This is a genomic window from Bartonella sp. JB63 (assembly GCF_002022665.1).
Lineage (GTDB): Bacteria > Pseudomonadota > Alphaproteobacteria > Rhizobiales > Rhizobiaceae > Bartonella.
Genome location: NZ_CP019788.1, coordinates 338,402 through 358,532 on the forward strand (window position 1 = coordinate 338,402; position 20,131 = coordinate 358,532).

21 protein-coding genes are annotated in these 20,131 nt (G+C 36.2%); 14 read left to right on the forward strand and 7 right to left on the reverse strand.

The genetic code is table 11. The annotated features are described in order from the left end of the window. Positions 1–605: 605 nt before the first annotated feature. The 7 genes from BJB63x_RS01465 to motA form a co-directional block, all read right to left on the reverse strand. On the reverse strand, positions 606–1,031 hold the full coding sequence (locus BJB63x_RS01465) for a hypothetical protein (RefSeq protein WP_078719617.1): 426 nt from the start codon (positions 1,029–1,031) through the stop codon (positions 606–608). A 107-nt stretch (positions 1,032–1,138) separates the two neighbouring features. Then, complete coding sequence (gene flhB, locus BJB63x_RS01470; protein WP_078719618.1) at positions 1,139–2,212, reverse strand: flagellar biosynthesis protein FlhB; 1,074 nt, start codon at positions 2,210–2,212, stop codon at positions 1,139–1,141. An 18-nt stretch (positions 2,213–2,230) separates the two neighbouring features. Continuing rightward, complete coding sequence (locus tag BJB63x_RS01475; protein WP_078718704.1) at positions 2,231–3,313, reverse strand: flagellar motor switch protein FliG; 1,083 nt, start codon at positions 3,311–3,313, stop codon at positions 2,231–2,233. A 28-nt stretch (positions 3,314–3,341) separates the two neighbouring features. Further along, positions 3,342–3,752: a flagellar motor switch protein FliN gene (fliN, locus tag BJB63x_RS01480; RefSeq protein ID WP_335617795.1), complete on the reverse strand. Its 411-nt coding sequence runs from the start codon at positions 3,750–3,752 to the stop codon at positions 3,342–3,344. A 158-nt stretch (positions 3,753–3,910) separates the two neighbouring features. Then, positions 3,911–4,378 carry a BAB2_0123 family type IV secretion system effector gene (locus tag BJB63x_RS01485; protein ID WP_236823864.1) on the reverse strand — a complete coding sequence of 156 codons (468 nt, stop codon included), beginning with the start codon at positions 4,376–4,378 and terminating at the stop codon, positions 3,911–3,913. Beyond that, positions 4,359–5,318, reverse strand: coding sequence for a FliM/FliN family flagellar motor switch protein (locus BJB63x_RS01490; RefSeq protein WP_078718706.1), 960 nt, complete (start codon positions 5,316–5,318; stop codon positions 4,359–4,361). The genes BJB63x_RS01485 and BJB63x_RS01490 overlap by 20 nt, the downstream gene beginning before the upstream one ends. 2 nt (positions 5,319–5,320) lie before the next feature. Beyond that, positions 5,321–6,196 carry a flagellar motor stator protein MotA gene (gene motA, locus BJB63x_RS01495; RefSeq protein ID WP_078718707.1) on the reverse strand — a complete coding sequence of 292 codons (876 nt, stop codon included), beginning with the start codon at positions 6,194–6,196 and terminating at the stop codon, positions 5,321–5,323. 289 nt (positions 6,197–6,485) lie between these two features. On the opposite strand from motA, the gene BJB63x_RS01500 reads away from it, so the two are divergent. From BJB63x_RS01500 to BJB63x_RS01565, 14 genes are all read left to right on the forward strand, one after another. Continuing rightward, positions 6,486–7,286, forward strand: a complete 801-nt coding sequence (locus tag BJB63x_RS01500) for a DUF1217 domain-containing protein (RefSeq protein ID WP_078718708.1) — start codon at positions 6,486–6,488, stop codon at positions 7,284–7,286. Between the two features lie 36 nt (positions 7,287–7,322). Then, on the forward strand, positions 7,323–8,060 hold the full coding sequence (gene flgF / locus BJB63x_RS01505) for a flagellar basal-body rod protein FlgF (protein ID WP_078718709.1): 738 nt from the start codon (positions 7,323–7,325) through the stop codon (positions 8,058–8,060). A gap of 39 nt (positions 8,061–8,099) precedes the next feature. Further along, on the forward strand, positions 8,100–9,635 hold the full coding sequence (locus BJB63x_RS01510; RefSeq protein WP_153300771.1) for a FliI/YscN family ATPase: 1,536 nt from the start codon (positions 8,100–8,102) through the stop codon (positions 9,633–9,635). A gap of 570 nt (positions 9,636–10,205) precedes the next feature. Further along, a complete protein-coding gene (flgB, locus tag BJB63x_RS01515; RefSeq protein ID WP_078718710.1) occupies positions 10,206–10,592 on the forward strand; it encodes a flagellar basal body rod protein FlgB in 387 nt (128 codons plus the stop codon). A 2-nt stretch (positions 10,593–10,594) separates the two neighbouring features. Continuing rightward, a complete protein-coding gene (gene flgC / locus BJB63x_RS01520; protein ID WP_078718711.1) occupies positions 10,595–11,011 on the forward strand; it encodes a flagellar basal body rod protein FlgC in 417 nt (138 codons plus the stop codon). A gap of 125 nt (positions 11,012–11,136) precedes the next feature. Next, entirely contained in the window at positions 11,137–11,412 is a 276-nt protein-coding gene (locus tag BJB63x_RS01525; RefSeq protein WP_442855951.1) for a flagellar hook-basal body complex protein FliE, read from the forward strand. Between the two features lie 42 nt (positions 11,413–11,454). Beyond that, positions 11,455–12,243 carry a flagellar basal-body rod protein FlgG gene (flgG, locus tag BJB63x_RS01530; protein ID WP_194284797.1) on the forward strand — a complete coding sequence of 263 codons (789 nt, stop codon included), beginning with the start codon at positions 11,455–11,457 and terminating at the stop codon, positions 12,241–12,243. A 5-nt stretch (positions 12,244–12,248) separates the two neighbouring features. Further along, positions 12,249–12,701: a flagellar basal body P-ring formation chaperone FlgA gene (flgA, locus tag BJB63x_RS01535; protein WP_078718714.1), complete on the forward strand. Its 453-nt coding sequence runs from the start codon at positions 12,249–12,251 to the stop codon at positions 12,699–12,701. Between the two features lie 5 nt (positions 12,702–12,706). Further along, positions 12,707–13,939, forward strand: a complete 1,233-nt coding sequence (locus tag BJB63x_RS01540) for a flagellar basal body P-ring protein FlgI (protein WP_442855952.1) — start codon at positions 12,707–12,709, stop codon at positions 13,937–13,939. 44 nt (positions 13,940–13,983) lie between these two features. Continuing rightward, positions 13,984–14,652 (forward strand): MotE family protein, encoded by a 669-nt coding sequence (locus BJB63x_RS01545; protein ID WP_236823865.1) that lies wholly within the window; start codon positions 13,984–13,986, stop codon positions 14,650–14,652. Between the two features lie 16 nt (positions 14,653–14,668). Continuing rightward, positions 14,669–15,409: a flagellar basal body L-ring protein FlgH gene (gene flgH, locus BJB63x_RS01550; protein ID WP_257787821.1), complete on the forward strand. Its 741-nt coding sequence runs from the start codon at positions 14,669–14,671 to the stop codon at positions 15,407–15,409. Positions 15,410–15,527: 118 nt separating this feature from the next. Continuing rightward, positions 15,528–16,028: a flagellar basal body-associated FliL family protein gene (locus BJB63x_RS01555; protein WP_078718716.1), complete on the forward strand. Its 501-nt coding sequence runs from the start codon at positions 15,528–15,530 to the stop codon at positions 16,026–16,028. After that, positions 16,025–16,777 carry a flagellar type III secretion system pore protein FliP gene (gene fliP, locus BJB63x_RS01560; protein WP_078718717.1) on the forward strand — a complete coding sequence of 251 codons (753 nt, stop codon included), beginning with the start codon at positions 16,025–16,027 and terminating at the stop codon, positions 16,775–16,777. Before BJB63x_RS01555 ends, fliP begins: the two co-directional genes overlap by 4 nt. 720 nt (positions 16,778–17,497) lie before the next feature. Next, on the forward strand, positions 17,498–19,654 hold the full coding sequence (locus BJB63x_RS01565; protein WP_236823866.1) for an autotransporter outer membrane beta-barrel domain-containing protein: 2,157 nt from the start codon (positions 17,498–17,500) through the stop codon (positions 19,652–19,654). The last annotated feature ends 477 nt before the right edge of the window (positions 19,655–20,131 follow it).

Here is a 20,131-nt window from a genome sequence, read left to right on the forward strand (position 1 = left end):
TTTTTATCAGTTTTCATATCACTTTTGATGCTCTTCACAAGTATAAAATTTTATATTTTAATACTAAAATTCATAAGACTCATGAAAAAAGCTTGGTATCACTTCAGAATCTTTAATGAAGTTTGAAATTATAGCGAGTATATTTAATTTACTGATTTTTTATGAATGAGTTATTATTAAGTATTATAATAAATAATGTAAAAATTGATTATTACTATCTGAAATGATCATTTGAATAAGGTTTAGTAAATATAAAAGACCGATCACATAAATATTGTAGAAAGAATTTTCGATTTTTTCTTTTGTAAAAGACTTGAATTTTTCTGCATTAGCATTCTTCTACATTAATTAGATCTAAGAGAAGAATAACAGGTATATCTTTCTCATTGACAATTAAAGTATAATTTAAAGCTTTCTTTTCCAAAAACATGCATGATTGGATCAGAGAAAACAGAATAGAATCAAAATTTCACAATCTTACCTTATCGCTTGCTTTCAGGTTTCAGTTATATTTCTAAAATACAGAGGTTTTAAGTTTTTATTCATTTGTAAATAAAGAAGAGAGAATTTTTTACACATAATTTTTATGTGAGCATAGCTTTGTTTTAATGAGGAAGTGGTTTTTGTATTCGTGCATTATTGAGCGCATTCATAAAAGCGCTGGTATTGGTTTCTTCATCGGAAGGATTATCAAAAATACAATTATCCAGTTCAACTCCAAATTCTTCAGCAGACATGAAGATGCGGAAAAAAGCGTTGACCCCTTCATTAGAAAATTCCATGTGGAGTAGTATACTTGGTGTGGTATTCCAATCGAGCTCATAACTAGCATTTCGAGCAAAGCGCATTGTATGAGGATAAAAACGCAATTCCGTTGCGCTCTCAATAAGATCAGAAAGATAATTGAAACGCTCCGCGTGAATGCAAGCAATAAAATCACCCACATCAATTAATCGTAGTTCTGGAATAAATTGTGCAACCTGTTTTGCCAGAGCCATTTCACGAATTTCAATTATATAATTTTTTTTCATCTTTTGACTTTAATATATTATTGCTTAGATATTATTTATTAATTGTGTCTTTTGCAAAACTTATGCTTCTTTTTTGTTAAATTTTAAGAAAGAAATTTGATAAATTATTATTTATTACTTTTTTGATTGTTTATAAAACGAATTAGAGCTGCGACACTTTCATATAATTCGGTTGGGATTGTTTGGTCGATTTCAACTTGTTTGTACAGTGTTCGTGCCAAAGTAACATTTTCAAAAATGGGAATGTCATGCTCGATAGCAATTTCGCGAATGTGTAATGCTAGAATATCTTGTCCTTTTGCAATCACAACTGGTGCGTAATCGAGTGGTGGCTTATAGCGCAAAGCAACAGAAAAATGGGTAGGGTTTGTTACAATAAGGGTTGCTTTAGGGACATTAGCGATCATTCGTCGGCGGGTACGGTCTCGTGCTAAGGAACGCATTCGTGCTTTGACCATAGGATTCCCTTCAAGATTTTTATGTTCTTCTTTAATTTCTTGTTTAGTCATGCGTAATTGTTGTCGCCAGTGAAAACGTGACCATGCAATATCTAAACCTACAAGAGCGACAACAGTTACAGTAAAAGAGAGCGATAGGCTAATCAATTCTTTACGAATATATTCTGGTAAAGCTGATGCATCTGTTAAAATTGCATTGATAAAAATTGTATTACTTTTGAAAAATATCATGTAAACAACTAAACTAACACCAATGAGCTTGGTGAGTGATTTTAAAAATTCAACCAATCCCGCTTTGCTATAAATTCGTTTAAATCCATTGGCAGGAGAGACACGCGACCATTGCGGGCGAATACGTTCTATGACAAATCTTGGTACATTCTGTACCGCTGATGCAATAATACTGAGCAGGGGAATAAGAATTAAGATAGGGGCTAAGGCTAAGCCTATACTTCCGCCTACCAAATAAATTAAATGTTTGACATCTTCTGCAGTATTAATACGCCAGGATTCTGGATGCTCAAGCCATTGGACCAAAAAAAATGTAAGTTTTGAAATAGCTGGAAATGAAATAAAAACGCAAATGAAACTAAAGCTTACAAGTGAAGCAAAGATAGGCAATTCACGAGAAAAAGGAAGGTTTCCTTTTTCTTCTTCTTTCCGAATTTTATATTCAGTAGGTTCTTCTGTTTGGCTTTCTTTATCGGGTTTTTCATCTGACATGTTGATTCAGTGCGCCCTTTAGGACGTTCCCTCTTCTCCTAAAAGATTGATTGTTCCTTGTTCTGATAGTTTAATAGCTGTTTGGGCAATACTACGGCGCGCATTAATAACGGCTTCTTGTTTAATGGCTTCATTTTCTGTAGAAAGCTCTGTTTCTACCATGCGGCGTGTCCGTTGTGAAAGAGAATTTAAAATAAGTTCTTTCATGAGATCTTCTGCGCCACGTAAAGCTGTAATGATAGTATCAGCTGCAATTCCATCAAAAAGGAGCAATCGCGCTCGTTCTGTCAAACGTGGAATATCTTCGAAAACAAAGAGTTTGGCTTTAATTTTTTCTATATCTTCTGGATTTAGATTGTCGAGACTTGCTAACATTTCGTCAATATCTTCTTTATCAAGCTCATTAAAAATGATAGCTATTTGGCTGTGATGCGCTTCGTCTCCTTCATCATTATTCTTTAGAAGTATAGGTCGTAACACTTGATCAAGAAGTGTTTCTATTTCCGGTGAAACTGTGCGCAAGTGTAATCTTCTGCGTGTAAGATCACCACGGACAGACATTGTTTGCGCTATCAAAATTTTTGCTGCTATTTCAGAAGGAAGACGAGAAATAATATAGCTGATTACTTGTGGATGTTCTTGTACAAGATGCTTTTGTAAAATATCGATGTTTAATTTTTTGATGATATCCCAAATACTTTCTTGAGGCAGTGCTGGTGCTTTTGAAGGATCAAAAACTAACGCAGCTTCATCTTCTGGTAATGTTTCTTGTACCAAATTATCGAATTTTGCACCGGCCTCTGAAAAAGAGACGCCTTCTGCAAAGGCATCTTCGAACTGACGAACTAAAATTTCAAAATCAGCAAGAGAAATATTGGGTAAGGTATGTGCTTGTCCACTAAGACGGCGCAAATCATCTGGTGTAAAATGTTTTAAAAGACGCGCAGCGGCAGGTTTTCCTAAAGCAACAAGCAGTGCAGCAACCTTTTGTTGTCCAGAAAGTGTATCTATGATTGTAGAAGAATTCTCTGTATCAGAGGATATATTATCTGATATAGCATTGATCTCTTCTGTAGTTTTTGTTTGCTTTACCTGCGTCATATTTGTCTTTCATAATATTTGAAATCAGTTATTTATCAATAATTTCGGTAAGACTAACCCCAAAACGAGAAGGATCATCCTCTAGAACAATGACCTCGCCACGGGCGATAATACGACCATTCACGACGATATCAATAGGATCTCCAATTTGTTTGTCAAGTGTAATAACTGCACCCCGTCCTAAATCCATTAAGGTTGCGACTGGCATAGTTGTTGAACCAAGAACCACTTGAACTTCAACAGGAATACTCATAATGAGTTCTGTGTTACTGTATGTGTCATCTGCACTTTTGGATCCATTATTTTGAGCACCCAAACCTCCAATATTTGTTTTTCCTACTGCTCCAGTTCCCAAACCTCCTAGCATTCCAGGTTTTGCTCCAAGATTAGGAGCTGTTGTTCTTGGTCGTGGTGCTCCACTTCCTAAACCTCCTGGCATTCCAGGTTTTGGTGCTATACCTTCTCCAACTTTTGGAGTTGTAGAGTGGGGTGCTGTTGTAGGATTGATTCCTTTAGGAGTGCTGGATTTGTTTATGTCATTCGTCATTCTATCACCATGTGTTTTTTCTACCTTAAAAGGTATTAAAATTTTATTTTTTAAAGTTGTATTTTATTGTTAAGAGGTGCCTTATGAACTTTACGTTGCACAAAAACAGGCAAGCCTTTAGGAACAATTGATTGCCGACGAAGAGTATGTGTTGTACCAGATGCTACTGAAGGTCCATGAGCTTGCGCAGTTAAGATACCACGGAGTTGATTGAAATCGCTTTTCAATTGATCACGAACATTTTCCATATGGGAAATTGAACGATCAATATCACGCCGAATGCGTGTTGACTCAATCATACGTGCATCCATTTTCCGGTTTTCATCTCGAAACTCTTGATGTTCTTCACGCAAAGTTGAAAGGGCTTGGTCAAGACAGGCTGTCCCAATTTGAACTTGCTTTGCGAGCTCGCGTCCCATTTGGATGGTAGCAGCGAGTTTGCGTGTTGTGATAATCAAAACACTCAATGAGGCCAGAGCCAAGAGTGCACTTACGAAATTAAACATGAACCAACTCATCAATCATTTCCTCTTCTTCATCAATGGGATTTGTAACCCGGATAGAAAAACTTGTCCCAATTTTACCAAGGGAACATTTATAAAGTGATTTATTGCCACTGCGTAATCTGATTTGTTTTGCAGCATTGGCAGGAAGGGGTAAAATCTGACCTACTTTGAGAGTAGATAATTCATTTAAGGTCATTGATCCCTGTTGAATAAAAGCTTCAATACGCACACGTGATCGACTGACTTCTTGTTTTAAACGTTTGGCCCAAAGAGGATCAGTCCGTTTTTCAGGAGAACGAAGTGCTTGTGTAACAGCTTCTTGGATAGGGCGATGGCAGCTGCGTGGCATTAAAATATTTACGCGTGTCTCCACTTCACCACATTTAACTCCAAGAGTGCATGAAAACATTTGTGATTGATTAAATGTTTCCGCATTAAATTCTTGTGCTTTACATGTTTGCTTGAAAATTAAAAGCGATCCATCGCCAACACCAAAAACACCATCTATTGCATACGCCAATAATTTTCCAAAAGTTTCACCGACTTTGTATTCTGTTGGGCTAAAAGGACGTCCATTACGATTTGTTACCATGGGTTCTGAGGCACCGAAAAAAACTTCTGTTGCAAGCTCTACGAGTGTTGCATCAAGAACAAAAATAACATCATCTCCCCAGCGATCGGAATTAAAATAAATCAGAAGTGCTTCTGTTCCAATTGCTTGAGTAATCTGATCGTTTTTGAGTGTATCAAGTGATTGTACATCTGTCGTAAATTTTAAAGATGTATAATTGCCTAAACGCATACAAAGATTACTTGCTGCATCACGAAAGACATATTGAAATGACATAAGATCATCACTTGATAAGCCAGCTGCACGCAAAATATGTTGAGTTAGCACATCTTGTTTTTTACCTTCTTGCGCTTTGTCTTCATTTGCTTTTTGTTCAGTCATATTTAGGCAACCTCTTTTTCAGTACCTTGACCAGTGATTGCATGTTGTTCTACAACATCAATTGTTGGACGATCTTTTGCTGAGATAGTTTTTCGCCCGTATTCAAGTGCTATTTGTGGCATTGCACCGTTCATATAAGCCAACAATGTTTGTTTAACAACAATGTAAATACGTACTTTTTTGTTGCGTACTGTTTTGATTTTGGAGGCTATAGGACCAAAGATCCCATAGGCAAAAAAAATACCAGCGAAAGTTCCTACGAGGGCGGCTCCAATCAAATGTCCCAACACTTCTGGAGGTTCACTAATGGCACCCATGGCTTTAACCACACCCAAAACAGCTGCTACAATTCCAAGAGCTGGAAGGGCATCAGCCATATTTTGCATTGCTTGATAGGGTTTTTGAGAGTCATGTGAAATTGTATGAATTTCTTCATCCATTAAAGCTTCAATTTCAAAATGGTGTGTATTTCCCATGACGATAAGACGGCAATAGTCGCAAATAAAATTAGTTAAAGATTCATCTTTTAAGATTAGAGGATATTGCTGAAACAATGTCGATTCTTTCGGATTGTCGATATGACCTTCCATTTCAGAGCGTGATTTTGAACGCATTTCACGCATAAGAACATAGAGTAAACCTAACAGCGCTAAAAAATCCTTTTGCTTTGGAACAGCATCTTTCATTGCTTCTATTGTTGCTTTTAGTGTATCTTTAATGGCGGGAAAAGGATTGGAAACAATAAATGTTCCAATAGCTGAACCTAAAATGATAACGAATTCCCATGGTTGTATCAAAACACCAAGATGACCTCCCATAGCAACATAACCGCCTAGTATGCATCCAAAAATAATCACTAATCCTATAATAACACCCAAGGTTGTGAGCTCCTTATTTTCAATTTTTGTGAAAATGTAAATGTTTATGCTTGTGTAAAACTTACCATTTTAAAGTTATAAGTTTTATTTTGGCTTAATATTATTAAGAATATTTGCTTAGTGTTATAAAAAAGTGTTAAAAGATATAATAATTTATAAAATAAAAAATATTTAATCTATTAATAAAGGCTCGTTAGAGTAGCACTATTTAATAATCAAAGTAATTTTACCGTCAGTTTCGGATAAGTTTTATACTTTAAATGGAGGTTGGTATAGAGAGGGGTTTGCTATGATTAGCACATATACGAATTACAGAAGTACAATTGATAATATGAAACAAACATTTGATCGGCTTTTTCAAAAGCCTCAGGTTAAACGTGAGACAGATTATTATGTTAAGCATATTATCGGTGTGAAGTCAGTTGATGATTTTTTGGCAAATGATAAAATTTATAATTATGCTATGAAAGCTTATGGTCTGGAAGATATGATTTTTGCTAAAGGCATGATTCGTAAGGTACTTTCAGATTCTCAGTATGCTTCTCAATTAGTAGATAAGCGTTATCGGCAATTTGCGGAGGCATTTAATTTCAGCAAATATGGTGAAGAAGCTACACAAAGAGAGAGTGCAAAAACAGTTACCGTGAATAAATACATGCAACAAACATTGGAAGTTGAAGCAGGTGAAGTCAATGAGGGGACGCGTCTTGCTTTGTATTTCACTCGTACTGTTGGAGGAATGGTGAAGGACAGTATTCTTACAGAAAAAAATTGGGCTTATCAGATTCTTAGCGATAAAGCTTTGTCCGCTGTTGTTTTTAAGGCCTTCAACATTTCTGAGAATGTGCTTACATCGCCAATTGAATCGCAAAAATCTTTGTTAGAATCGCGCATGTCACTTAAGGATTTACAAGATCCAAAGAAATTAGAACATCTTATTGCGAAGTTTTCTACTATGTATGATGTTAAAAACCAAACAGTTGTTAATCCTACTTTAATGATTTTGCAAGGGTCGAAAGTAGGCGGAGGATTGGCTTTTTCAAATGAAACAATAATGGCTTTACAATCTCTTAAACGGGTTGGTTTGTAAGAGACCATTGATAGGATTCAAGAAAGGACTAGGTCTATGCAAAATCCGATTTATGTAGGTGTTTCAGGCCAAATTAGTTTGGAACGACGGATGGAGACTATTGCGCAAAATATGGCAAATGTGAATACACCAGGTTTTCGTGCTGGTGGTATGAAGTTTGATACATTAATCTCTCCCGTTGCACATGAGCAAGGTGATCGTGTTTTTTTCACAAGTGCTGGTAAGGGGTATATTTCGACCAATCGAGGTTCTTTGGTACAAACAGGTAATGCTCTTGATATTGCCATAACAGGTGAGTCCTATTTTTCTATGCAAGCATCTTTTGGACAAGTTTATACCCGGGATGGTCGAATGATCATGACTGCGGAAGGGGGATTGGTTTCGGTAACAGGATTGCCTTTTTTAGATGAGGGAGGGGCTCCAATTCAACTTAATCCAGCAGGGGGAACACCGCGTATTGTAGCTGATGGAAGTATTTATCAAAACAATGCCTTTGTTGGGAAAATTGGTTTATTTCAGTTTCAATCAGGCACTCAATTGCGCTATGGGCCGAATTCTTCGGTGATTCCTGATAGAGCTGTCTTTCAATCAGAAGGAGGAAGTGGTGATGGTGTTGTACAGGGATATATTGAAAGTTCAAATGTGAATGGTGTGGTAGAGATGACCCGTCTTATTGAGGTGAGTCGTGCTTTTGAACGTGTTGAGTCAATGCTTCGTCAGCAAGAAGAAATGCGTTCTAAATCTATTCAAGTTCTGAGCGGAAAAAATATTTAATAATGGAAGTTTTCTATTTTTCTATAAAGAGTGTGTGTAGTGTTAGAGAGCCAAGATGATTCTATGCCAGAAGTTGTTTTAGTTAATGTTACACCAACAATTGATTCAGATATAGATTCTCATTTTGCTGTTTCAAAGGATACTGATACAAATTCTGAAAGATTAGCTGATAAGGCAGATGTCGCTATTATTAAAGAGATAGCAGATTCTGCTTCAGATACCGAGATAATTGAGACAAGTCCTTCTCCTACCGCTTTAAGCCGATTATTTGATTTTGCAAAACGTAAAGACGACTATTATTCTCATCTTGTGAGTCAAGGTGGTGTTATTAGTGATGTATCAAGGGGAACATTGGTTGCACGTGGTTTATCGCAATCTGTTTTGCTGGGGGATACAGTATGTGTTGAGTGTGAAACACAGCTTCTAAGGGGTGAAATTATTCGTGTTAATGAAGAAAGCGTTTTAATTAAACCTTATGATGAAACTGTTGTTCCCGTTCTTTCTGCTTCTGTTTTTCCGAAAGGTCCTCTTTTTGTAGCTCCAGATCGCTCTTGGCGTGGACGAATCGTTAATGCTTTTGGTGAGGCGATTGATGGCAAGGGGATCTTATCTTCTGGTTCACGAAATATGGCAATTGAGACTTATGCACCTCCAGCATTACAACGTGCGCGTGTGGGTGCAGGATTACGCACGGGTATTAAGGTCATTGATATTTTTACACCCCTTTGTTTTGGACAGCGTGTTGGAATTTTTTCTGGCTCTGGAGTAGGGAAGTCGACTCTTTTATCTATGATGATGCAGGCTGATCATTTTGACACGGTGGTTTTAGCACTTACAGGGGAGCGTGGTCGTGAAGTACGTGATATGCTTGATGATACATTGCAAGATAAATTACATAAATTGGTTGGGGTGATTGCAACAGGTGATGAAAGTCCGATGATGCGTCGTTTAGCTCCAATTATGGCCACAACAATTGCTGAATATTTTTCTTCTTTAGGGGATAATGTTTTGCTTGTTGTCGATTCTGTTACGCGCTATGCGTTGGCAGCCCGTGAAATTGCTATTTCTGCTCATGAACCACCTGTTTCACGTGGATTTCCTCCAAGAGTTTTTAGTGAATTGCCCCGCTTATTGGAGCGTGCAGGTCCGGGTAGAGAAGGCAAAGGATCTATTACAGGTGTTTATGCAGTGCTAGTTGATGGTGATGATCATAATGATCCTATTTCTGATGCCATTCGTGGAATTTTGGATGGTCATATTGTTCTTGATCGTGCCATCGCTGCTCAAGGAAGATTTCCTGCTGTTGATATCCTTTCTTCTATTTCACGTTTGGCATCTCATAGTTGGACACCTGAACAATGTACACTAGTTAAAAATTTGAAAGAAATGATTTTTCGCTACGAAGAAACACGTGATTTACGCGCTATGGGTGCTTACCGTCCAGGAACAGATCATATTCTTGATCAAGCAGTTTTTTTAGTTCCATCTGTTTATGCCACGATGAAGCAAAGTCCCGATATGCCACTTATCACTGACCCGTATGAAGAATTGGCTAAATTATTGAAAAGCCAATAATAGCTAATCAGGGAAAGAGGCAAATTTTTTCAAGAGATTATATTTTGTTGTGTACAGATTTGTGTATGGTTAGCATTTTTCCTTTTTGTAGCTTATGATTTGTTTAGAGAAGTTTGAAGAAAGTAGAGTCCTCTAGAGAGTTTGATCAGTTTTCTATAAACTCAGTAAATAAGAGTATGTTTGAAGAATTCTGTTTGAATCTGCTGATAGAAAAAGGAATGCTATTAAAAAAGTCTTTTTCTCTTATTGATGATGAGCTTTAGATTGATCTTGAGTTAAGCCTTAACAGATAAGATGAAGGATTTATTGCTTGATTGAGGTATAGAAAGTCCTCTTATTAATGGCGTAGTGATAGTTGAGTATTACGCATATATTAGTTTTTTAAATCAGGGAATGAATTGGTTTATGTCAGTTAATGTCTTGATGTTATGACTAGTAAAAACAGAGTTTGGTAGAGACACCTATAGTGCGGGGTATAATTTCATTTTCTTTTAAAATTTAAAAATGTGAAGGCAAGTCTCGCACAAGATTTCTTTCTTATGATGATTTTAAGTAAAAGGGGTAAGAATTATGGATTCGGTTAGTCTTTTTGAGATGGCAAATAAACAAGCAGATTGGTTATCTGTTCGTCAAAAGGCGATTGCAAGTAATGTCGCAAATGCCAATACACCTGGGTATAAAGCCCGCGATGTAGATGATTTTAAAGCTGTTTTACAAAATAAAACGATTTCTATGGCTGTAACAAATGTTCATCATATGGATATGACTGAAAATGGTATGGAAGCGCACATTATAAGCACTGAAAATATTACGGAAGTTACTCATTCGGGTAATGATGTTAATTTAGAAGAAGAAATGCGTAAAGGTAGCGATGTTAGTCGCGAAATATCTCTAAACACTGCTATTGTAAAAGCTTTTCATCGAATGACAATAGCAACAGTTAAAGGAGGAGCTTAAAGATGTCTGACCGTCTTATTGCAGCAGAACAGATTGCTACAACTGGTTTGAGTGCACAGTCAACGCGTTTGCGTATTATTGCTGAAAATTTAGCTAATGCCAATTCAACAGGAAAGTCACCGGGTGCTCGACCTTATCAGCGTAAAACAGTCAGTTTTGAAGCAACGCTTAATCCTTATATTGATGCACAAGGTGTGTATGTTAAACGCATTAGCACTGATAAAGCTCCTTTTATTATGCGTTATGAACCGGGCCATTTAGCTGCTGATAGCAACGGTTATGTGAAATATCCCAATGTGAATTCGATTATAGAAATGGCTGATATGCGTGAAGCAAATCGCTCATATGAAGCGAATTTGCAAGTAATTCGCCAAGCACGCGATTTGGTTTCACAAACGATTGATTTATTAAAAGGATAAGGTGGTTTATTACCTTATTAATGCTTTTTAGTTTGAATTTTGTAGGAGCGTATAAAATGATTGAAACACTCACTTCTGTTGCATCGCACAATGTTCTTGATTCATTAGGTAAAGACAGTATGCAAATGGATAGCCTTAATGGACAACAAATATTACCTGATATGCTTGAAAGAGGAAACAAAATCAGTTTTGATCAGGTTTTATCTGAAGTTGTAGAGGTTGTTGGCACGAAATTACAAACTGCAGAAAGTCTTTCCATAGGCAGAATCTCTGGAAGTGATGTTGGTGTACGTGAAGTTGTGAATTCCGTGATGGAGGCTGAAAGGTCTTTAAGTACGGCCATTGCTCTTCGTGATAAGCTTGTACAAGCTTATCTTGAAGTAAGTCGGATGCAAATCTAACAAGCACAACAGAGTTCGGAAAGGTATAGGAAAATTATGGTCATGAAGTCACTGTCAATTGCAGCAACAGGTATGGCTGCTCAGCAAACTAATCTTGACGTTATCGCTAATAATATGGCTAATATTAACACAACGGGTTTCAAGCGTGGGCGTGCAGAGTTTGCAGATTTAATGTATGTTGCAGATCGTGCAGTTGGTATTCCTAATATGCTTAATCAAGCTATTATACCTGAGGGTGCAATGATTGGGATGGGTGTGCGTACTGCCGCTGTTCGTACAGTTAATACGCAGGGGGCCTTTGTGCAAACTGGTAACGCCTTGGATCTCGCTATTAATGGAAATGGTTGGTTTGAAATACAAGATCCTAATGGCAATGTTTTTTATACGCGTTCAGGTTCTTTTAATTTGAGTGAAACAGGGCAGATAATAACGTTAGATGGTAATTTAGTGCAGCCTGTTATTACCATTCCTATAGGAAGCAAAAATGTCACGGTTAGTCCTGATGGGACAGTTTATTATCAAACGGATGCAGATCCTAACGCTGTGGAAGCGGGTCGACTTCGTTTAGTGAATTTTGTCAATGAGGTAGGTCTAGAACCAATAGGGGATAATCTTTTCCGTGAGACACAAGCTTCTGGTGCACCGGTTCCAGGAGATCCAAAGGATGATGGATATGGCAGCATTATGCAGGCAATGCTTGAATCTTCTAATGTTGATCCAGTCAAAGAAATGACAGAGCTTATTGCAGCACAGCGTTCTTATGAAATGAATTCTAAAGTTATTCAGGCATCAGATGAAATGGCAGCGGTTGTTTCTAAAAATCTGAGGTAAATGGTATGAAAAATCTTTCGCTTATAAGTTTTTTGCTCTCATTTTTTTTATTAAAAGCAGCTTATGCTGATCGGATTGGTTTTCTTGTTCCTGATAAGTCGATTTATGCTGGTCAGCGTATAAGCGATATAGGTTTAAGCGAAAGGCATTTTTTTATTAAATCTGATGCAGTTTCTTTGTATGTTACAGATATGAAACAAATTCTTCACAAGGTGGCAAAACGTACTTTAACAGCAGGCCGGCCTATTTCTCTTTCTTCTTTGGGAGACCCAGTTTTGGTTGAGCGTGGTCAGACAACAAAGTTAATTTTCCAAACACATAATCTGCAAATTACAGCTCTAGGTGTTGTTTTACAATCAGGATCTTCTGGTGATGTCATTCGTGTTCGAAATTCCGATTCAGGACGTGTGGTTACGGGAACTGTTTTGCAAAATGGTGATGTGAGGGTAGGTTTTTAATGGTTATGCGTTTTCTTATTCGTCTCTTGTCTTTCTTGGGGGTAGGATTGATTTTCTTTGCTTCAGCATTTGCAGATGAAAGCGGACAAAATACTGAACAATATAACTCTACAGCGGAAGCTGATGCTGCATGGTTAGGGTCGGGTGGTAATCCTACACAAATGCATTATTCAGATTTATCACGTTCAAGTGCAGTAGCACGTTTAAAAGATATTGCAGTTGTTCAGGGTGTTCGTTCTAATCAATTGGTGGGTTATGGTTTGGTGATTGGTTTGAATGGTACAGGTGACTCTTTACGAAATGCACCTTTTACAGAGCAATCTATGCGAGCTATGCTAGATAATTTGGGAATTAGCCCTCCTGCAGGTGCATCGCGTGCTAATAATATAGCTGCTGTTATTGTTACTGCTGAAATGATGCCCTTTGCAACTCCAGGATCACGGATTGATGTAACGGTTTCTTCATTAGGAGATGCAACATCTTTGCAAGGAGGAACGTTAGTGATGACGCCACTCCTTGGAGCGGATGGTAAAACCTATGCAGTGGCACAAGGCAATATGGTTATTTCCGGTTTTGGTGCCAAAGGGGTGGCAGAAAGTGTAACACAAGGTGTTCCTACATCAGGCCGTATTCCAAATGGTGCTCTTATAGAACGCAAGGTTGATGGCAATTTTAACCATAGTAACCAGATCATTATGGAATTACGAAATTCTGATTTTTCAACAGCAGTTCGTGTGTCCGATCTAATTAATATTTTTGCTAATAAGCGTTATAAACAACGGGTTGCTAGAGAACGTGATGCAAAAACCATTGTTTTAAACAAACCACGCAATATTTCAATTACACGTTTTATTGCTGAAATTGAAGGATTACCTATTCCTACTGATGAAGTGGCACGTGTGGTTGTTGATGAACGTACAGGAACTGTTGTCATTGGTGAAAAAGTACGTGTTTCACGTGTTGCTATTTCACACGGTAGTTTAACAGTGCGAGTTACAGAGGAACCAAGTGTTTCACAGCCTAATCCTTTTAGTGAAACAGGCGATACAATTGTGGTTCCGAGAACATCAATTGATGTTGATCAATCGCCATCCAATATTGGTATTTTGAATGGCGTCGATTTAGATAATCTCGTTAAAGGATTAAATCAAATTGGCGTTAAACCAACAGCAATTATAGCAGTCCTACAGGCAATTAAAACCTCGGGTGCTCTTCATGCGGAGCTCGTTGTCCAATGATAAGATTACACTTTTATATTTTTTCTCTGTTTATAGTAATATTCATGGTTTTTCCAGTAGGGAGAGGATATGTAAAAAATTTACCTGTACCAAGTCCTGCGCCAGAGAAGATTTCTTCATCTGTAGAGAGTGCAGAACAGAAATTAGCACCTGTTGAAGATCCTAAATCAAAAATTGAAACTGTATCTCATCCGTCAAATCAACCGAATGGGACAACGGAGGCTGGTATAGAAACAAGAGCTCCTATTGTTTCATTAATAAAAGAGAAATCCGGAGGAAAATCTGAGGGGATATCTGGGACAAATACTGAAGAAGTAGAACGCTTTTGTAGCAATATTGGGAGTCAAGCTGCGGATGCTCGTTTTCAGTTACAGCATCGACAATTACAAGAATTGCGTGATCAAATTGGTGAACGTATAAAGATTTTAGAAGAAAAACAGAATGAATATAAAGTTTGGCTTGATAAACGCAATGAGTTTTTATCAATGGCAGAGAATTCTTTAGTTGAAATTATTAAGAAAATGCGTCCTGCTGCTGCTGCTGCTCAATTGGCTTTGATGAATGACCTCGTTGCAGCTTCGCTTGTACTTAAGCTAAGTCCTAAAGTATCGAGTGCTATTATGAATGAACTACCACCTGAAAAATCAGCTGAATTGACTCAGATATTAGTAAGCGCGCAACAAGTGTCGACAAAAAAGACACAAGCGCAATAGAAGTAAAGATAAAATAATGATGAAAATAAAGCAGATTAAAAATAAGAATAGACATTCTTCTTTCTTGTGTTTAACAATTGGATTCGTTCTCATATTTATAACATTAGCCGGTTGTTCTTATAATGTGAAAGATTTTAATTCGGCACCAAATTTTTCACCGGTTCGTGCTAATTTAGGATATGCTTCTGGGAATGCAGCGAGTATTTATCCACCAGCACCAAGTGAAAGTCAATATTCGCTTTATCGTTCAAGCGCTAATAGCTTTTATCGTGATCCCCGAGCAATGAAGCCGGGCGATGTATTGACTGTGCAAATTTTCATTAATGATCGTGCTAGTTTTAATAATAAAAGCGATTTAAAGCGTGATTCTGGTTCCAAATATACAATTGGAGCGGGATATTCATTTATGAATAAACTTGCTGGTAGTATTGAGGGTGAGTCATCGAGTCAGTCTAAAGGGGATGCTAAGATAGAACGACAAGAAAATATTCGTTTGTCCATTGCAGCTATTGTAACAGATGTTTTGCCGAATGGTAATTTAGTCATTAATGGTTCACAGGAAGTTCGGGTTAATAATGAATTGCGTGTTCTCAATATTGCAGGATTGGTTCGTCCACGTGATATTTCAGGCAATAATATGATTGACTATGACAAAATTGCTGAAGCACGCATTTCATATGGAGGACATGGACGTATGAGTGAAATACAACAACCTCCTTATGGTCAACAATTACTAAATCAGATTGCACCTTTTTAAGGAATGAGTATATAGGTTCTTTTTGATTTTATTGTTCATTATCAAGAAATAGAAGATCATCAAAAATAACTTTTATTACATTGTTTATGTGACGAGATTTATGTAACAAGGAATTTTTATGGCAGAAGAGCCGAAAAAAGAAGAAAGCATTGTGAAAAAAGAAAATAGCGTAAGAATCTTCCTGATTGTTGGGCTTGTTTTGACGTTAGTTGCTGCGGTTTCTGGATGGTTTTTAGGAGCATGGGTGAATCGGGAAATGGTAACAACTTCCAATAGTTCTAAAGAACCATCAGTAGTCAAAACTTCAGAGTATCTTGTTGCTGCAGATTCCCATGTTGTCATTTTACCTCCTATTTTGACCAATATTGCAATGCCGGAAAATGCTTGGATTCGAATGGAGGTTTCTTTAATTATTAAACCTAATGAGAATATTGAAGCTACTTTAACTGCTGACATATCAAATGATTTTTTGGCGTTTTTGCGTCAAGTCACAATCGATCAAGTGAGGGGACCTTCGGGGTTAATGAATTTACGCGCTGATCTTTTAGATCGTGCTAGAGTTCGTTCTGGTAATAAAGTAAGTAATATTTTGATTTCAAGTTTGGTAGTAGAACAATGAAGCGGCTTAGCGGTCTTGTATTAATGATATTGTTGTTAGCGACAACTGCTGCTTTTGCGCAACGAGTGGGGACTGAAAATGCTAATAGTCTTGCTGGATTATTTTCTTCTCCTGAAGGGTCGATTAGTGGACGAATTGTTCAGCTTTTCGGTTTATTGACTGTTTTATCAGTGGCACCTGGTTTATTGATTATGGTGACCAGTTTTACCCGTTTTGCCATTGCTTTTTCGCTGTTGCGTACAGGTTTAGGATTACAAACAACACCTTCCAATCTTGTGATGATCTCATTAGCTTTGTTTATGTCTTTTTATGTAATGGCGCCGACATTTAATACAGCATGGGAGCAGGGGGTACAGCCTTTAGTAAATAACAAAATCAGTGAACAACAAGCGATAGAAAAAATTAGTCAACCTTTTCGAGAATTTATGATATCGCAGGTCCGTGAGAAAGATCTTGATTTATTTGTTGATCTTTCTGATTCTTCTCTTCAAGTCAAAACAGGTGCTGATGTTGATTTTCGAGTTTTAATTCCTGCTTTTATGATTTCTGAATTGCGTCGTGGATTTGAAATAGGCTTTCTCATTGTTCTTCCTTTTTTGGTGATAGATCTTGTTGTAGCTACGTTGACAATGTCAATGGGAATGATGATGCTGCCACCAACAGTTATTTCTCTACCGTTTAAAATTCTTTTTTTCGTATTAATCGATGGGTGGAATTTATTAGTTGGAAGCTTGATAAGATCTTTTTGAAGCTATATTTAAGATTATAACTTAAATTTTGTTATATTTTTAATAAAAATCAGAATTCATAATATAATTTATTATTACAAGTATGATTTTATTGCATGCGATTGTCTCATGTAGCTTGTTTTATTCTTTAGAGACATTATGGCTATGATAGCTGTTATATGTTAATAACGTATATCCAATAATAATATCGTAATTTATAGATTCTTATTGAACATTTACCATTAAATCTCTAGGACTAATCAGAGAAATGCTGTCGGCTATCAAATTAGCTGTATTCATTATTATTTAATGCATACATACTATATCGTTGATACTTCATAAATCTTGATATAACTTTTTATCCTAACAAGTATAAAAAGAGATCGCATTTGTTTCATAAAAATTTTATTTGTGATTGTGCTCAAATAAAATGGTTGGTATAGGCTTAAATTTACAAGTCTAATGTTATTTTAGTAAAAAATTAACTATATTATTTGCTCTGATCTTTTCAGAGGAGCAATTGATGTAAATAAGTAACATTTTTTTAAAATTTAATTCGTTTTGAAACTAACAATCAACGAAAATTTTTAAGTTAATATATTTGAATTTCTTAGTTTATTAGGGTTTATTGCAATTTTTGCTATGTTATGATACATAATCATTATAGTAATTAATAACTTTACATAATATATTTTTATTTGTAAAAATCCTCTTTGAGTTTTAAACAAAGGATTTTTGTATATGAAATGGAAAATATTATATGCTACTGTAGGATTTTTTGGTTTCCCTTTAAATTTTAATTGCATTCAAGCTGCAAATGCTGTTGAAAGTGTAAATAACGGGGTAGTGACTAGACCTCTTGAGACTATAAGAAGTGCAAAACATAATATCACATCAGATTTGATTGGGATTTATGCAGATGGTAAGGCTTTTGATGCTGTGGGATATAATATAGGCGGAAAAGCACTGGCTGGCATAGTGTGCGATAATGGTTGTGTGGTCAATATTAAAGATTCGACTGTAAATGTTTCTGGAATGAACACTTATGGTATCATCCTTAAAAATACTAATCTTTTAAAGATGAACACTCAACAAAAAAGTGCTGGACAACAAAATTATGTAAATTATGTAAATATTTTTAATTCAAAATTTTTATCTCCGGAAATAGGTATTAATTCAAATGGACCAGGTGCTGTTACTCTTTATAATTCAGAGATTCGTTCTAATATTTTATTAGACGATCAATCTGGGGTGGATTCCTCTTATAAAGCTTTACCTACGATTTTGCTTGCAAAAAACTCCGTTTTAGAGGGACGTGTAAGGATTAAGGGAATAATATCTACTTTTATAGGTCTTCAAAACTCACAATGGATTCTACCAACTGATTTGATGTGGGGGAAGCAAGTACGACCAGAATCCACTGTTAATATGCTTAAACTTATCAATAGTTCTGTTATATTTGATAAAAAGGTCGATGGTGTTTATCAGACTTTATATATAAAACCTGCAGAAGAAAATAAAGCAACTCCTCCATTGGCTAGACCTTCGCAATATACCGCAGTTGGTGATGCGAGGGTTTATTTCAATGTGGGCAGTGTAGATTCTGACAAACTTATAATTGAGACGAATGTACAAGGTGTTACCACAGTTTATATTAATCACGTTAAAGATCCGGAACAAATTAAAAGTTCGGAAAAAACTACAAATTTACAGAATTTACAGACAGGAATTACGCTTATTAAAGCTCCTGGGTTTGTAAATGAAAATGCCTTCAAATTAGCTCATGGTTATATTGCACTGGACGGTTTGCCTTATAGGTATATCCTTAAAGCAGTATCTGTACCTGTTAAAGAAGTTAGGACGAATGAACCGCTTACTAAGTGGCATTTCAATTGGCATTTCAGGTTGAAAAATGAATATATAGATTCTCAATCACAAGTGAGATCTCTTGTCCCGCAAATGGCAAGCTATTTAGTCATGCCTAATGCTTTATTCTCTTCGGGTATCTCTGATATTAATAATCAGAATAAAGTGTTGGCTGATATGCGAGAAAGATTAGTCTCGAGTAAAAAGAAGGGATCCCTCTTTTTGTCCTCTTATGGTAACGTAGCAAACTTTTCATCTATCCGCAATCCGTTACAATATGGTTATGGTGCTGATACAGTGTATGCTGCTTTACAAACTGGTGCTGTTTTAGGTTCTTTTGAAAATGAAAATATCATTACAAACTTCGGTCTGTTGGGAACCTATGGTAAAGTATCTTTTACTCCAAAAGATATGGAGGGCTCTGCGAAAAGTTCCCTTGATAAGTGGTCAGTTTCAGCTTTTGGTAGTGTTCAACATGATAACAATTTGTATATGAATGCACTTTTATCTTATGGTATCGTGAAAGGACACATTAAGACTGCTGTTATCGATAACGTTGCAGAAATTGATGATACAAAAATGTTCAGTGTATCTGGAACTGTCGGTCAAAAATTAGCAACTGGTGTTGAGAATGTATCTTTTGAACCCCAAGCACAACTTATTTATCAAAGTGTTATGTTTAATAACATTTTAGATATTGATAAACTTCAAGTTAATATGAAGGACCCTAATCAATGGTTAGCACGCGTAGGTGGTCGTTTAACTAAAACTACTGTTGTTGAAAAAGATAGTGTCGTTTCTTTTTATGGAAAACTGAATGTTATGAAGACTCTTAGTGCGAGTGATACGATAGAAGTTGGTGATACTTTTCATCTTGATTCTATGGGATCTGCCATTGAGGGTGGTTTAGGTATTAATGTACAATTAACTAAGAAGATTCTATTCCACGGTGATGCCAGTTACCAAAAAAGGCTATCAAAAACTGGTGTATCTGGAGCATCTTTTTCAGGAAGGTTACATTATCGTTTTTAATAGGTTAATGCTGCTTTAATAAAGAAGGCAATATAATTTATTGCCTTCTTTTTTAAATTTTTAATATTGTTCTGGAAGATTATTCTACTTATTTATACATAAAATCTAAAGTATTTTAATAATGATGGTTTTTAGTTGTATCAAAAAAGCAGCATGATATAGTGCCTTTTTTTACTTACAGTAATTTTTCTATTCAAAAAATCTATATTCTTTTTATTAAAGGCCTCTTCTTCCTTTTTTACGATGAAAAAAAAACATTATTGTAATAGCTTTTTTATATTTATAATTATCTAATAAGAGTATGTGCTTTAGCTGTATTATAGAATAAATATCTCGATTCAATGCAGCCATATGTTTTAATATATATTGAGAAGGTTTGAGATCTCTCTATTCTCTCATAGGTTTTGGAATGCAGATGTATATCTGCCTTTGATTGATTTTGAATAACAGAAATACAGTATAATTATAAGAAATGGA

What these genes read in the sequence shown, in the direction of transcription:
- fliN (WP_335617795.1), bottom strand. Translation starts at nt 3,752, where the DNA reads ATGCCAGGAGGTTTAGGAAGTGGAGCACCACGACCAAGAACAACAGCT.
- flgC (WP_078718711.1), top strand. Translation starts at nt 10,595, where the DNA reads ATGTCTGACCGTCTTATTGCAGCAGAACAGATTGCTACAACTGGTTTG.
- BJB63x_RS01555 (WP_078718716.1), top strand. Translation starts at nt 15,528, where the DNA reads ATGGCAGAAGAGCCGAAAAAAGAAGAAAGCATTGTGAAAAAAGAAAAT.
- BJB63x_RS01545 (WP_236823865.1), top strand. Translation starts at nt 13,984, where the DNA reads ATGGTTTTTCCAGTAGGGAGAGGATATGTAAAAAATTTACCTGTACCA.
- BJB63x_RS01565 (WP_236823866.1), top strand. Translation starts at nt 17,498, where the DNA reads ATGAAATGGAAAATATTATATGCTACTGTAGGATTTTTTGGTTTCCCT.
- BJB63x_RS01500 (WP_078718708.1), top strand. Translation starts at nt 6,486, where the DNA reads ATGATTAGCACATATACGAATTACAGAAGTACAATTGATAATATGAAA.
- flgA (WP_078718714.1), top strand. Translation starts at nt 12,249, where the DNA reads ATGAAAAATCTTTCGCTTATAAGTTTTTTGCTCTCATTTTTTTTATTA.
- BJB63x_RS01485 (WP_236823864.1), bottom strand. Translation starts at nt 4,378, where the DNA reads ATGAGTTGGTTCATGTTTAATTTCGTAAGTGCACTCTTGGCTCTGGCC.
- BJB63x_RS01475 (WP_078718704.1), bottom strand. Translation starts at nt 3,313, where the DNA reads ATGACGCAGGTAAAGCAAACAAAAACTACAGAAGAGATCAATGCTATA.
- flhB (WP_078719618.1), bottom strand. Translation starts at nt 2,212, where the DNA reads ATGTCAGATGAAAAACCCGATAAAGAAAGCCAAACAGAAGAACCTACT.
- BJB63x_RS01490 (WP_078718706.1), bottom strand. Translation starts at nt 5,318, where the DNA reads ATGACTGAACAAAAAGCAAATGAAGACAAAGCGCAAGAAGGTAAAAAA.
- BJB63x_RS01525 (WP_442855951.1), top strand. Translation starts at nt 11,137, where the DNA reads ATGGATAGCCTTAATGGACAACAAATATTACCTGATATGCTTGAAAGA.
- flgH (WP_257787821.1), top strand. Translation starts at nt 14,669, where the DNA reads ATGATGAAAATAAAGCAGATTAAAAATAAGAATAGACATTCTTCTTTC.
- fliP (WP_078718717.1), top strand. Translation starts at nt 16,025, where the DNA reads ATGAAGCGGCTTAGCGGTCTTGTATTAATGATATTGTTGTTAGCGACA.
- flgB (WP_078718710.1), top strand. Translation starts at nt 10,206, where the DNA reads ATGGATTCGGTTAGTCTTTTTGAGATGGCAAATAAACAAGCAGATTGG.
- BJB63x_RS01540 (WP_442855952.1), top strand. Translation starts at nt 12,707, where the DNA reads ATGCGTTTTCTTATTCGTCTCTTGTCTTTCTTGGGGGTAGGATTGATT.
- flgF (WP_078718709.1), top strand. Translation starts at nt 7,323, where the DNA reads ATGCAAAATCCGATTTATGTAGGTGTTTCAGGCCAAATTAGTTTGGAA.
- BJB63x_RS01465 (WP_078719617.1), bottom strand. Translation starts at nt 1,031, where the DNA reads ATGAAAAAAAATTATATAATTGAAATTCGTGAAATGGCTCTGGCAAAA.
- flgG (WP_194284797.1), top strand. Translation starts at nt 11,455, where the DNA reads ATGAAGTCACTGTCAATTGCAGCAACAGGTATGGCTGCTCAGCAAACT.